This window comes from Streptomyces sp. NPDC056231 (genome assembly GCF_048270745.1).
Lineage (GTDB): Bacteria > Actinomycetota > Actinomycetes > Streptomycetales > Streptomycetaceae > Streptomyces.
In genome coordinates, this window is sequence record NZ_JBLVKW010000003.1 from 105,083 (window position 1) to 118,184 (window position 13,102).

11 protein-coding genes and 1 pseudogene are annotated in these 13,102 nt (G+C 70.5%); 8 read left to right on the forward strand and 4 right to left on the reverse strand.

The genetic code is table 11. From position 1 onward, the window contains the following. The first annotated feature begins 62 nt into the window (after positions 1–62). The 4 genes from ACNPQM_RS04175 (at position 63) to ACNPQM_RS04190 (ending at position 3,992) form a co-directional block, all read left to right on the forward strand. The gene (locus ACNPQM_RS04175) at positions 63–650 is read left to right on the forward strand and encodes a hypothetical protein (protein WP_418082890.1); all 588 of its coding nucleotides are present in this window, start codon (positions 63–65) and stop codon (positions 648–650) included. Between the two features lie 2 nt (positions 651–652). Further along, positions 653–1,939: a peptidoglycan-binding protein gene (locus tag ACNPQM_RS04180; protein WP_418082891.1), complete on the forward strand. Its 1,287-nt coding sequence runs from the start codon at positions 653–655 to the stop codon at positions 1,937–1,939. Continuing rightward, positions 1,936–2,646 (forward strand): ABC transporter ATP-binding protein, encoded by a 711-nt coding sequence (locus tag ACNPQM_RS04185; RefSeq protein ID WP_245766674.1) that lies wholly within the window; start codon positions 1,936–1,938, stop codon positions 2,644–2,646. The genes ACNPQM_RS04180 and ACNPQM_RS04185 overlap by 4 nt, the downstream gene beginning before the upstream one ends. A gap of 164 nt (positions 2,647–2,810) precedes the next feature. Beyond that, positions 2,811–3,992 (forward strand): ABC transporter permease, encoded by a 1,182-nt coding sequence (locus tag ACNPQM_RS04190; RefSeq protein WP_366691947.1) that lies wholly within the window; start codon positions 2,811–2,813, stop codon positions 3,990–3,992. A gap of 210 nt (positions 3,993–4,202) precedes the next feature. Here ACNPQM_RS04190 and ACNPQM_RS04195 read toward each other — a convergent pair whose 3' ends face one another. After that, entirely contained in the window at positions 4,203–4,568 is a 366-nt protein-coding gene (locus tag ACNPQM_RS04195) for an SH3 domain-containing protein (RefSeq protein WP_418082892.1), read from the reverse strand. 354 nt (positions 4,569–4,922) lie between these two features. Here ACNPQM_RS04195 and ACNPQM_RS04200 point away from each other — a divergent pair, with 354 nt between their 5' ends. After that, positions 4,923–6,566, forward strand: a complete 1,644-nt coding sequence (locus ACNPQM_RS04200) for a sensor histidine kinase (RefSeq protein WP_398952026.1) — start codon at positions 4,923–4,925, stop codon at positions 6,564–6,566. On the opposite strand, the gene ACNPQM_RS04205 is transcribed toward ACNPQM_RS04200, so the two are convergent. Beyond that, the gene (locus tag ACNPQM_RS04205) at positions 6,552–7,259 is read right to left on the reverse strand and encodes a response regulator transcription factor (protein ID WP_418082893.1); all 708 of its coding nucleotides are present in this window, start codon (positions 7,257–7,259) and stop codon (positions 6,552–6,554) included. The genes ACNPQM_RS04200 and ACNPQM_RS04205 overlap by 15 nt on opposite strands. 256 nt (positions 7,260–7,515) lie before the next feature. Beyond that, positions 7,516–7,854 carry a hypothetical protein gene (locus ACNPQM_RS04210; protein WP_418082894.1) on the reverse strand — a complete coding sequence of 113 codons (339 nt, stop codon included), beginning with the start codon at positions 7,852–7,854 and terminating at the stop codon, positions 7,516–7,518. 265 nt (positions 7,855–8,119) lie between these two features. Here ACNPQM_RS04210 and ACNPQM_RS04215 point away from each other — a divergent pair, with 265 nt between their 5' ends. From ACNPQM_RS04215 to ACNPQM_RS04225, 3 genes are all read left to right on the forward strand, one after another. Further along, positions 8,120–9,211, forward strand: a complete 1,092-nt coding sequence (locus ACNPQM_RS04215; protein WP_418082895.1) for a hypothetical protein — start codon at positions 8,120–8,122, stop codon at positions 9,209–9,211. 155 nt (positions 9,212–9,366) lie between these two features. Continuing rightward, the gene (locus ACNPQM_RS04220; RefSeq protein ID WP_418082896.1) at positions 9,367–9,933 is read left to right on the forward strand and encodes a YcxB family protein; all 567 of its coding nucleotides are present in this window, start codon (positions 9,367–9,369) and stop codon (positions 9,931–9,933) included. Between the two features lie 285 nt (positions 9,934–10,218). After that, a complete protein-coding gene (locus ACNPQM_RS04225; RefSeq protein WP_418082897.1) occupies positions 10,219–12,165 on the forward strand; it encodes a YncE family protein in 1,947 nt (648 codons plus the stop codon). Positions 12,166–12,393: 228 nt separating this feature from the next. On the opposite strand, the pseudogene ACNPQM_RS04230 reads toward ACNPQM_RS04225, so the two are convergent. Next, a pseudogene (locus ACNPQM_RS04230) lies at positions 12,394–12,999 on the reverse strand (IS256 family transposase); the annotation flags it as partial. Between the last annotated feature and the right edge of the window lie 103 nt (positions 13,000–13,102).

Below are 13,102 nucleotides of genomic sequence, written 5' to 3' on the forward strand. Positions count from 1 at the left end.
GCTTACGGTCGGCCTGCCCGCCGTGTCCGCGGCCGGGCCCGACAGGAGGAGCGGGGAAAGCGATGAGGACGAACTGGGTACTGCTGGCCTCGGCGGCGTCGGTCATGGTCTTCGCGCTGACCGGCTGCGGGAGCGACGACGGCGGTTCGAAGCTCCCGACGGCCGGTGGTGGCGGCTCGGCCGCATCGGCTGGTAAAACGGGCGGTCAGGGTGGCGGGAACGATGTGGCGGCATACGTCGAGAGCCAGCGCAAGTGGGTCGCGTGCATGCGGACGAACAGGGTCGACCTCCCCGACCCGGACTCCAAGGGACAGGTCGACATGTCCGGCCAGGGCCTTGCCCTGAAGAAGGACCCGAAGTTCATGAACGCGAGCAAGAAGTGTGCCAAGTTCAACGCTACGGTCCCCCAGGACCTGGAGCCCAGCGAGCCCAAACTCACTCCCGCGCAGATGAAGAAGCAGCGGGACTATGCCGCCTGCATGCAGAAGAACGGCGCCCCCGATTTCCCGGACCCGGATCCGAACGGGAGCCGCGACGACAACTCCGGTGAACCCGGATGGGATCAGAGCTCGGCCGGCGCCCGGCGAGCCACCCGCGTCTGCGCCCCGATCATCGGTGAACCGACCAACCCGCCGGCCGGCAAGGGCTGATCATGGCCGAGACGGTGACGCACATCGATGACGCGCACGGGACGGCCCCCCTGCCGCCTCCGCCGCGCCGCCGGCACCGCCGGCGTACGGCGCTGATCGCCTCGGCCGTGGTCGGCGTGGCGGCGGTCGCCGTGGTCGGCGCGCTGGGGCTCGGCGGCGGCCAGGGCAAGGGCCCGAGCGCGCCGCCCCGCTCCGGTTCCGTCGTCCCGGTGACCCGGACCACACTGGCCGAACGGACTGCGGTGGACGGCAAGTTGAGCTACGGAACGGAGGTCCCGCTGCCGGTCAAGGCGACGGGTACCGTGACCTGGCTGCCCGAGCAGGGCGCGACGGTCGAGCGCGGCGGCACGCTGCTGCGCGTCGACGACCGGCCGGTCGTGCTCATGTACGGGACGCTGCCGATGTACCGGGACCTCGGCCTGACCGCCCAGGAGGGTGACCAGGGCTCGGACGCCCAGCAGCAGAAGGGCTCCGTCGACCAGCAGCAGAAGAACGCGGACGGCACGTCCCCGAGCCCCTCCGGGTCACCGGCGCCGGGGGGCGCCGGAACCGGCGGGGACACCGGCTCGACTCAGGCCCCGCGTGAGCTCAGAGGCATGGACGTCATGCAGTTCGAGTCCAACCTGGCGGCTCTGGGCTACACCGGCTTCACCGTGGACGAGAGGTTCACCGCCGCCACCGCCCAGGCGGTCAAGCGCTGGCAGAAGTCGCTCGGGCTGCCCCAGACCGGGACCGTCGGCGTCGGGGACGTCATCTCTTCCTCCGGCAAGGTGCGGATCGGCCATGCGGGGGCACGCCTGGGCTCCGCGGCCGGCGAGAACACCCTGGCCTACACCGGTACGTCGCGGAAGGTCGTCGTGAGCGCCTCGGCCGCGGACGCCGCCTGGGCGGTGCGCGGCACGAACGTCCGGGTCAAGCTGCCCAATGGCAAGTCCGTGCAGGCCAAGGTGGCGTCGGTGGGGAAGCAGGCGAGCACGCCCGAGGGGGGTGGCAGCGAGGGCGGATCGGGAGAGGCCGACGCGACGATCCCCGTGACCATCACCGTCCAGGACCAGAAGGCCCTGGGGCGGCTGGAGAGCGGCCCTGTGACGGTCGAGTACGTGGGACGCGAGGCCAAGGACGTACTGAGCGTTCCGGTCTCCGCGCTGGTCGCCCTCGCCGAGGGCGGGTACGGCCTGGAAACCGAGGACGGCCGGTTCCTCGCCGTGAAGACGGGACTGTTCGCGGACGGCAACGTGGAAGTGAGCGGCACGGCGATCCGCGAGGGCATGAAGGTGAGGATCGCGTGAGCGGTGTGTCCCCGGCGGTTCTGGAGTTCGACGCGGTCTGCAAGACGTATCCGGGCGGCGTTGCCGCGGTCCGCGACGTGAGTCTGCGGATCGGGCGCGGGGAACTCGTCGCCGTCGTCGGCCCGTCGGGCTCAGGAAAGTCCAGCATGCTGAACCTGATGGGCAGCCTCGACCGCCCCTCCTCGGGGCGGGTGCTGGTCGACGGCCACGACGTGGCGAAGCTGTCCGACCGGGAGGTGTCCGCGCTGCGGGCCACGCGGATCGGTTTCGTCTTCCAGCAGTTCCACCTGGCGGTCGGCGTGCCCGTGCTGGACGCGGTGGCAGACGGGCTGCTCTACGCGGGCGTCCCGATGCGCCGCCGCCGGGCCAGGGCGGCTGCCGCGCTGGCCCGGGTCGGGCTCAGCCACCGTGTCCACCACCTGCCGCAGCAGCTTTCCGGCGGCGAGCGGCAGCGGGTCGCGGTCGCTCGCGCGGTGGTCGGCGAACCGTCCGTCCTGCTGGCGGACGAGCCGACCGGCAACCTCGACTCCGCGTCGGGTGCCGCCGTACTGACCCTGCTACGCGAGTTGCACGCGGCCGGCACCACGGTCGTGATCATCACCCACGACCGCGAGATCGCGGCCGAACTCCCCCGCCGTATCGAGATGCGCGACGGACGCCTGGTCGCCGACACGGCCCGCAGCACGACGATCGGGGCACCCCGGTGAAGGACCGTGCGACGAACTCCTCCTGGCAGACCCCGGACTCCCGTCCCACAGCGGCTGGCTCCCTGGACGCCCGGGGTCCGGCCCCGGAGACCCCGCCGTTCCGTTCCCCGGGCCCCGAGTCCTCGGACGCCGGGGCTCCGGTCCCGGAGCGGTCGCGGTCACGGCTGCGCGCCGCACGCCTCGGGCCCGCCGACGTCGTACGCCTCGGCGGCACCGGACTGCGGACCCGGCCCCTGCGGGTCTTTCTCTCCGCGCTCGGCATCGCCATCGGCGTCGCCGCCATGATCGCGGTGGTCGGCATCTCCGGCTCCGGGCAGGCCGAGGTGAACCGCCGCCTCGACGCGCTCGGCACCAACCTCCTGCGGGTCGCACCGGGCCAGAGCCTGGCCGGCGAGAAAGCCAGACTCCCCTACGAGGCCGTGCCGATGATCCGCCGGATCCCGCCCGCGCAGCAGGTCGCCGCCACCGGCGCGACCGGCGCGCACATCTACCGCAACGACCACATCGCCATTGGCCGCACCGGCTCCCTCGACGTCCTCGCGGCCGACCAAGGCCTGCTCCCGGCCGTCGGCGGCAAGGTCCGCGAGGGCCGCTGGCTGGACGCGGCGACTCAGAAGTACCCGGCTGTCGTGCTCGGTGCCACGGCCGCCCAGCGGCTCGACGTGTACACCTCCGGAACCCGGGTCCTGATCGGCGGCCGCTGGTTCTCGCTGATCGGCGTCCTCGATCCCGTACCGCTCGCGCCGGAACTCGACAGCGCGGCACTGGTCGGCTGGTCGGCGGCCCGGACATACCTCCGCTTCGACGGCCACCCCTCCATGGTCTACGTCCGCACCGAGGACAGTGAGGTCGCGGCGGTACGGGCGGTGTTGCCGGCCACGGCATACCCCGAGAAGCCGAGCGAGGTCCGGGTCTCGCGGCCCTCCGACGCCCTCGCGGCCCGCGAGGCCACCGAGTCGGCGCTCACCGGCCTGCTGCTGGGCCTCGGCGCAGTGGCTCTGCTGGTCGGCGGGGTCGGTGTGGGCAACACGATGGTCATCTCGGTCCTGGAGCGCCGGCCGGAGATCGGTCTGCGCCGGGCCCTGGGGGCGACCCGGGGTCAGATCCGCACGCAGTTCGTGACGGAGTCACTGCTGCTGTCCCTCATCGGTGGGCTCGGCGGTACGGTGCTCGGGACCCTGATCACGGCGGGGTACGCCGTCGGCCGCGGCTGGCCGACGGTCGTCCCGGCCTGGGCGAGCGCGGCCGGCATCGGATCGACCCTGCTCATCGGCATGGCCGCCGGACTGTATCCGGCGGTGCGGGCCAGCAGGCTGTCGCCGACGGAGGCGCTGTCCAGCTCCTGAGCCGTACGGCCACGGGAACGCCGGCCACAGGCCCGGCCGCGGCGGGTGGGGAGAGAGGTGAGCGGGATGGGCGGGGCCACCACCGCGGGTGTGGGCGGAACGGCGGCGGGCCCGTGTCCGTTCCGGTGCCGGACGAGGCAGGGGCGGCCTCGCACGAGACCGCCCCTGGTGTGCTGTTGCTCCGGCTCGGCCGGCAGTTCCCCGGTGCTGCTAGAAGCCGCAGTAGACGTAGCTGCCGCCGTTGCTCAGCAGGTCGTCACGGACCCAGCCGTATACATCGGGGTTATTGCCGTTCTCGTCGCGCAGGTACGTCCAGGTGTGGCCGTCATTGCCCACGGTGTAGCAGTGGTAGTCGAGCCTGTCGGTCCTGTAGGCGATGCCGTTGATCCCGCAGCCGGTGCTGGAGCCGCTGCGCTCGTTGGCACCGTCGGCGTAGTAGCCCCAGGCCGAACTGTCCTTGTCGCTGACCGTGGTACCGCAGGACGCGTTCGCGGAGGCCGAGGTGGCGGTGACCATCGGGACGGCCAGGGCAGCCACGGCGACGGCGGGAATGATCGCTGCGAGTCGGCGCTTCAAGTTGTACCCCCATGTGTCGTTTCGTTAGCAGTGCGACCCCGGTACCGGGAGGCACCAGAGCGAATGGTGCTGCCACCGCATCCATCGGGATGCGAGAGGTGTAAGTACCCTCACAGGCCGACAGTGCTGAAGTAAGCATTCCGCAGCCAACTGGCCACTTTCCTTCCATTGGGGACCAAAATTGTTTTCAGGGCGGAATCGGCCATTCCTGCGGCGTACCGGCCGAATCGGCGCTCTTGCCGAGCAGGCCCCAGCCGCACGCCGAGATATCCCGTCATCCCGCACTTGGGGAAACCCGACCGAAGGAGCCCTGTTGAGCGCACGCGTCCCGACAGCCAGGACAAGGGGAACGCGATGAGCTTCCGGCTGCGGGTCCTGGGCCTGCTCATGCTGGTCGCCCTGACCGCCACCGCCGCCACCGCCTGGCTCACCCTGCGTCAGGCGAACCGTCAGGTCCAGGAGACCGTCAGCGCCGGACAGCGGGAGGTCTCCCTGATCACCGGTGAACTCCGCACGTACGGATTCGCGCACGGCACCTGGGACGGGCTCGCACCGACGGTGGGCGAACTCGCCAAGGCCACCGGGCAGCGCATCCGGGTCGTGACCGAGACCGGCGCCCCGCTCGCCGACTCCGACGCCCTCGCGGGCCGCGGGCCCCGCCCACTGAGCAGCCGGCCCCCGGTACTGGTCGACGCGCGGCCCGTCCTGCGGTTCCCCGACGGGCAGACACCCCGGCTCTCGGTCAAGCTGGCGGCCACCGCGATCGCCAACTACCGCTCCTCGGCCGCGTACGCTGCCTGCCTGACCCGGGTGGGCGCCGAGGTGACGGCCCGGCAGGACGACCTGGGCATTCCCCGGATCAGCACGGATGGCCGGCCCGCGCACTGCACAGAGCCGCCCCGCGGGGCCGACCCGCACACCCCGCAGGATCTCGACGCGCTCCGCGCCTGCGACTCCGCACAGCCCCTCACCCCCTGCCTCCAGCGGGTCTTCAACGAGCGGACCGCCTCCGTCGCCCCGCCCCGCCTGGAAATCCACCTCGGCTACCGGAACGAGTCCCCGCCCAGCCTCGCCGCCGCACCCACCGTCGCCGTCGCGATCGGAGTCGCCCTTGCAGCCGTCCTCGGCGCGTTGCTCCTGAGCCGGGCGGTCCTTCGCCCGGTCCGGGCCATGACGCACGCCGCCAAGGGGCTCGGTGAGGGCGATCTGGGGCGACGCGTACCCGTCTCCGGGCGGGACGAGATCGCACAGCTCGGCCGCGCCTTCAACCGCATGGCCGACTCCATCCAGGCCGGCGAGGAGCGCCAGCGCCGCCTCACCGGGGACATCGCGCACGAGCTGCGCACCCCGCTGGCCAACCTGCGCGGCTATCTGGAAGCCCTGCGGGACGGGATCGTCGAACCGACGCCCGACCTGCTCGACTCCCTCCACGAGGAGGCGCTGCTCCAACAACGGATCGTGGACGACCTGCAGGACCTGGCCCTGGCCGAGGCCGGGGCGCTCACGTACCACCGCCGCGAGGTCGACCTGCGCGAGCTGCTCGACGCCGGCCGCACCGCCCATCGTGCCCAGGCCGAGACGGCGGGCGTCGCGGTGGAGCTGGAGGCGCCGTGCCAGGTGTACGTGACCGCCGACCCGGACCGGCTGCGCCAGGTCGTCGGCAACCTCATCGGAAACGCGCTGCACGCCACGGGGCCCGGTGGCACGGTGACCCTGGCTCTGATCCGGCGCGGCGAGCAGGCCGTCGTAGAAGTCCGGGACACCGGCAAAGGGATATCGGCACAGGACCTGCCGCATCTCTTCGACCGCTTCTGGCGGGCGGATCCGTCACGGGGGCGGGCGACCGGCGGCAGCGGGCTGGGGCTGTCCATCGCGCGTCAGATCGTCACCGACCACGACGGGGGGATCGACGTGCACAGCACGGTCGGGCTGGGTACGACGTTCACGATCACCCTGCCCGCGGCTTCGGGCCATGGCGGCAGGTCAGGAGGAGGCTGAGCCGCCACCGTCCGCGAGGCGGTAGCCCCGCCCGTACACCGTCTCCAGATGGCGGGGCCGCCTCGGGTCCGTCTCCAGCTTCCGTCGAAGGTTCATCACGTGCGCGTCGACGGTCCGCTCCAGGACATCCCGGTCGAAACCGAAGACGCGCTCGATGATCTGCGCCCGGGTGAAGACCCGGCCCGGTTCACGGGCCAGCGTCTCCAGGACGGCGAACTCCTTCGCGGTCAGTGCCACCGGCCGCCCCGCCACCCGGACTTCGAAGCGTGCCGTGTCCAGCTCCACCTCGCCCACCCGCAGCACAGCGGGCTCCACCGCGCCGCCGCCCCTCTTGGACCTGCGCAGCAACGCCCGTACCCGTGCGGTCAGTTCACGCGGACTGTACGGCTTGGTGAGATAGTCATCGGCGCCGAGGTCGAGGCCGAGAAGCATGTCCTCCTCGGTCGAGCGCGCGGTGAGCAGCAGAATCGGAACATCCGATTCGGTACGTAGGATGCGGCACACATCCAGTCCGTCGACCAGGGGCAGCATCACATCGAGAACGATGAGATCCGGCTGCATCGAACGGGCCCGTTCCAGCGCCGCACGGCCGTCGGCCACGACCTGCACCGCGTGGCTTTCGCGCTCCAGATAGATCCGGATCAGTCGAGACTGCTTTTCGTCATCTTCCGCGACCAGAATTCGAGCGTTCAACAACTCTCCCCCAGCAAGGCCCACGCACTCCAGTACCGTAATACAGGAATGGACGAGGATCCGGGTCCGCGTCCAGGCGATGCGGGCCCGGACACCGCCTCTGGCCGTTACCGATCAGGGCCGGCGTGGCTCCCTCTGATCTGCGGGCAACCTCTACGGGTTCAAACCTCGTATCCTCCGCCATCGGCCCCCTGATCTGCGACAACGCGGATCAGGGGTTCCTTGCTTCTCGCTGCGGCTCCGCACCCACGCGGAGCTAGGCAAGACGGATCACCGACGTCCAGCCGCACGGCCTGGCGGGGCCCATCGCCGCGATGGTCGACCAGGGGATCCGAGTGATCCGGCGGACCCTGGAGGCCGCGGCCGACCCCGTTTCCTGATGCCTTCGCGGCCCGAGCCGGGCAGGGCGGCTATCACGGAACGCGCGGCCGACAGCGTCCGGGTACGCCTCCGCTTCGGCGCCCCACCCGGCATCCGCGAGCGCCTCGACGAAGAGGCGGCGCACATAGGTGGGGCGGCCTCGCGTGCCTATGGGCGGCGCCTGGACGACAGCGAGTTCGGCGTCACGCCGGATGAGTTGTCCCCAGGGCTGCACGACCCGCGGACCTCACGGTCGGCCTCAGTACGCAGCTGGAGGATGTCCCGACAGGCGGACGAGTCGTACCGGACACGGGCATCGGCCGGATCGGGAAGCCGATCAGCATCGTGCCGCCGGGCCTGCCCCGGCCCGGCATTACCCGGAAGGTAATCGATACTCCGCGCGCCGGCTGGAACGGTGGCCTCACCCGGACGGGGCGCGCTGCGCACCCAGGCCGGGCCGGGCCTCAGCGGGCAACAGGGATCAAGAATGGGGTATCACCATGGTGGCAATACAGCGGGCACAGCGCGCGAAGAAGACGCTACTGGGGCAGACCGGACTGCTCGCAGCGGCAATGGCCGCCGGGGTGTCCTTCGGCGCGGTGGCGGCCGGCCCGTCCTTGTCCGCCGCCGCGACCTCCACGGCGGCCGCAGCCGTCTCGGAGGACAGCGGATGCACGGGGGTCCGGGAGAAGGTCGAAAGGTTGGAGGGCCGGATCACCCCGAACGCGTGCGCGTTCCTCAAGCGGCAGATCACCTTCGGTGAGACACCGACCGGCACGCCGCCGGCGGTGGGCGATCTCAACCACCCGAGAGTCAAGGCCTATCTGGACATCTTCGACGAGGAGGCGACCCTCTGGGAGGCGGGCAGCAAACCGCAGCGCGGACACACGGCGATCGGCAACTCCATCACTCGCACACTCCAGTTCGCCCCCGACCTGCGATACCGGGGCACCTCCGTGGTGGCCGACGGCGCGGTGATGATGTTCGGCCAGCAGAACGAGGTCACGATCAAGGGACACAGGGTGACCTTTCCCCAGATCGCCCGGAACGTGCTCTCCGACGACGGCAAGACGATTCAGGCGCGGCGCTACTACGACCGCTACGAGATGTTCAAGCCGGTCGCCCCCGAACTGCGGCCCCTCTTCGAGGGGATCGCCGACGCGGATTCCGCGACCCGCGAGGGGGTCGGCGGTGCACCCGAGCGGTTCCGGGCCGACGAGATCACGGCTCGGTTGGCGGCATGGAACAGCGGGGACGTCTCCGCACTGGCCGGCCGGATGAGGAACGCCCGGCTGACCGCCCCGGGGCTGGCCCGGCCACTGGGTACGAACGCGGGCAAGACCGCGTACCTCAAGAGGTTCTTCGATCACGCCGCCGTCCAGCTGAAGGCGGGCCAGGTCGCCTTCGGTGACACCACGACTTACGTCGAGTGGCACGGCACGGTAACCAGCGAGAAGGGGGCTGACGTCCCCTTCGGGATCGTCGAGCGGTTCGGCCCCGGGGGTGAGTGGGAGCTCTCCTTCGACACGCTGCCGCTGATCGCCGACGCGAACCACATCGGTACGCTCCTCCAGCGGCTCACCCAGCCCTGAACCCTCCGCCTCGGCACGGTTGTGGAAAGCACAGCCCACAACGTGATCCGAGGTCAGCGGTTGGTACTCGACAGCCACCTGCCCCGCCGCGGCGGCCGTCTGCCCCGGCACTGAGGTTCGGTAGGATCCGCGGGTCGTCGTACCGGGGAGGGTTCATGGCCGAGGGCCACAGCGCCGAAGGCACCGACAGCGGCGCGGAAAACTCCGATGTCGTCGTGGACGAACAGACTGCGGTCCATCTGGTGTACCGGCCCCAGCCTGCCGACACACTGGTCGGCCTGCGCGTCCGCGCGCGGATCAAGCGGATCGGGCTGCTGCTGCGGAGCGTGTTCCTCACACTGTGGGTAGGGCAGTGGCTGCTCTCCACGGTGGGCCGTGGGAGTGTCGACGTGGTCCTGACCGTCCTGGTCTTGTTCGTCGTCCTGGTGGTGTGGGGGTACCCGCGGCTCCAGGCCGCCCAGGTGCAACGGATCGTCGGATGGCAGGGCGAGTACCGCGTCACCGTGTCTCCGGCCGGGATCACCTGCCGCAGCGACCACAACACGTTGGTCCAGAAGTGGTCCGTCTTCCGGGGATACCGGGAGACGGCCGGCCACTTCGTCCTGCTCAGCCGGGACCCCAACATCATGTGGGTCGATGTCATGCCCAAGCGGGGGGTGCATGAGGCCGGGGACCTCGACCGGCTGCGGGCCATCCTGGACCAGCACACCGGTCGCGTGTGACGCACATGAAAGGCGTCCGGCGCGGGGCAGTCGATCCGACGGCGTTCGCTGCCGCCAGGCTCGACACCCCGCGCTGGCCGCCCCGGCCGCCCTCGCCCGCCCCCGTCGGCTGATCGCGCCGTCTCCGCGCGGGAAACTCCCCCCTCATTTGTCACTCTCATGCCATACGCTGCCCGACAGCAGCCGCGCCCCGCGCATCGCCGCACTCCGCGGTCCCGTCCGGGTGCTGCGCGGCGCTCTCAACTCCCGGTCGTCCACCGGGTTTCCTCGTGGGGGTAAAACACTGTGCGCACGCGCAGCATCTCGACCGCGACAGCGCTCGCGGTCCTCTTCAGCTCGGCGGTACTGAGCGTCGCCGCGGCCGGATCCGCCTCGGCCGCCTCCACCGCCGTCGCCTCGCCCGGCGGCATCGTCGCGGACGGCCCCCTCAAGCGGGTCTTCGTCGGCGACCGCTCGGCCGGGAAGATCCTGGCCGCCGACTACACCGGCGCCCTCGTCGACTCGGTGAGCGGCGTCAGCCGGGTCTCCGGTCTGGCGGTGTCCGACGACGGCGCCACCCTGTACGCGGCCGCAGAGGGCAGTCACGAGATCGTGGCCCTCGACGCGGCCACCCTCGACGTCAAGGCCCGCTATGCCGTCGCCACCGGCACGGGCCCGCGCCACGTCGCCTTTGCCGGCGGCAAGGTCTGGTTCACATACGGCGACCAGTGGGACGGCGACCTGGGCTCGGTCGATCCCGCAGTGGACCCGGCGAGCGGGACCGACGCGGTGACGATGGGACTGTTCCCGCAGCCGTTCCCCGGGATCTGGGGCCCGGCGCTCCTCGACACCGACCCGTCCGCGCCCGGCCTGCTGGCCGTCGGCCAGACCGGTATTTCCACGGACTCGATGGCCGTCGTCGACGTCTCCGGCACCGCGCCGCAGTTGACCGCCTGGTACTTCGGCGACTACACGCTGAACCAGGGCATCGGGGACATCGACCTCGTGCCCGGCGCCCCGGAGGTGCTGGTCAACGGCACGGACCGGGACGCCTATGCGGACGGGAAGTTCGCCAAGGCCGGCGCCTACCCCTCCGGGCAGCGGGCCGACATCTCCGCCGACGGGCTGGTCGCCCAAGTGGGCGGCACCAACGTGGCCGTCTACCGGCCCGGCGCCACCAAGCCGCTCCGCACCTACGCCACCGGCCCGTCCGGCACGGCCGACCTGACATGGGCCCCGGATTCCTCACGGATCTTCGCGCTCGTGGGGACGAGCGGCGGCTACACCCTCAAGGCACTCACCGACCCGACGCTGAACGTCCCGAGCCTGACGGTGAACGCACCGTCGACCGCCACGCGCGGCAAGCAGCTCACCGTGACCGGGAAGCTGTCGGCGACAGTGCCGCTGCCGAGTGGTGCCAAGCTGCAGGTCACCCGCACCGACCTGGAGAGCCCCAGCGGCAAGGCGCTGCCCGCCGCCACGGTGAAGGCGGACGGCTCGTACAGCTTCACCGACACCCCGCCGGCCGGCGGCACGGTCACGTACAAGGTCGCCTACGCGGGCGACGCCACGCACACGGCGGTCAGCGCGTCCGACAAGGTCGCGGTTCCCCGCACGAAGCCGACGCTGACCCTGAACAAGAACGGCAACGTCTACAACTACGGCGCCGATGTCTCCTTCACCGCGCACCTCGGTTCGACGTACAAGAACCGCACGGTCGAGATATGGGCGAACCCCTTCGGCAGCGACAAGCCCAACAAGCTGCTGAAGACCGGGAAGGTCAACTCCAGCGGCAACATCTCCGCGACGGTGGACATGACGCGGGACACGGATGTCACCGCGGTCTTCAAGGGGGACGCCCGCACCGCGCCCAGGACGGTGAAGTCCACGGCGTACGCCAGGGTCAAGGTGTCCACCGCCGTCTCCAAGCACTACAAGACGGCCAAGATCGGCTCGACGTCGTACTACTGGTTCCACAAGAGCACCGACCCGCTGCTCACGACGACCATGACCTACTACAAGGGGCGTAAGCAGCGCTTCGACCTCCAGGTCTACTCGGGTGGAAAGTGGTATTCCGCCGGCTCGGAGTACTTCCCGCTCGGCACGGACGGAAAGTCGGCCGTACGCCTGGAGGCGCCGGGGCAGTCCGGGATCAAGGCGCGGATGCGGTCGGTGTACGTCAACAGGTCGTCCGGTGACACCGTGAACACCACGACGTACGGGTCCTGGAAGTACCTGTACTTCTCCAACTAGGCCGTTCTGTCCGGATCACCTCGCAGATCACCTCGCAGATCTGATGCCTTGTGAAGGGTCCCACCGCTCGCGGTGGGACCCTTCGACGTTCGCTGCACGGCGACGGGACGCGCCCTGTCGCCGCGGCCCGTCACCATGTCATCGACACCCGAGGTGAGCATGACGAACAGCGACGCTGCCCATCCCGGGGTCTGTAAAGTTAACGGTGGTTCTGGAGTTGTTAGTGGGTTAGCGGCGGGCGGCGGAGAGCCGACCGTCGAAGGTGATCTCGAAGGCGTTGAGTGCGGCCTTCCATCGCTGTGACCAGCGTTTGCGGCCCTGCCCCGTCGGGTCCAGGCTCATGACGGCCATGTAGACGCACTTGATCGCTGCCTGCTCGTTCGGGAAATGTCTGCGGGAGCGGACGGCCTTGCGGATGCGCGCGTTGACCGACTCGATGGCGTTCGTCGTGCAGACAACTCGCCTTATTTCTGTGTCGAATTGGAGGAAAGGCGCGAAATCGGCCCAGGCGTTCTCCCACAGCCTCACGATCGCTGGATACTTCCCGCCCCAGGCGTCACTGAACTCCAGGAACCGTTCCGTGGCGGCGTCCTCGGTCGGGGCTGTGTAGACCGGCTTGAGCGCCTTCGAGATCTTGTCCCAGTCCTGCCGGGTCGCGTAACGGAACGACGCCCGCAGCAGGTGAACGACGCAAGTCTGCGTGATCGCCTGCGGCCAGACCGCTCCGATCGCGTCCGGGAGGCCCTTGAGGCCGTCGCAGACGACCATGCAGACGTCTTCCGTGCCGCGGTTCTTGATCTCGGTCAGCACCTGGAGCCAGTACTTGGCGCCCTCGCCGCCGTCGCCGGATGAGCGCGGTCAACCCGGTGGACGTGGCCGTCAGGGCAGGCGTGTTCCCCCTCCTGGGCGAGCCGCCGTTCGTCCTCGGCTGGAGGCC

What these genes read in the sequence shown, in the direction of transcription:
- ACNPQM_RS04175 (WP_418082890.1), top strand. Translation starts at nt 63, where the DNA reads ATGAGGACGAACTGGGTACTGCTGGCCTCGGCGGCGTCGGTCATGGTC.
- ACNPQM_RS04180 (WP_418082891.1), top strand. Translation starts at nt 653, where the DNA reads ATGGCCGAGACGGTGACGCACATCGATGACGCGCACGGGACGGCCCCC.
- ACNPQM_RS04200 (WP_398952026.1), top strand. Translation starts at nt 4,923, where the DNA reads ATGAGCTTCCGGCTGCGGGTCCTGGGCCTGCTCATGCTGGTCGCCCTG.
- ACNPQM_RS04215 (WP_418082895.1), top strand. Translation starts at nt 8,120, where the DNA reads ATGGTGGCAATACAGCGGGCACAGCGCGCGAAGAAGACGCTACTGGGG.
- ACNPQM_RS04220 (WP_418082896.1), top strand. Translation starts at nt 9,367, where the DNA reads ATGGCCGAGGGCCACAGCGCCGAAGGCACCGACAGCGGCGCGGAAAAC.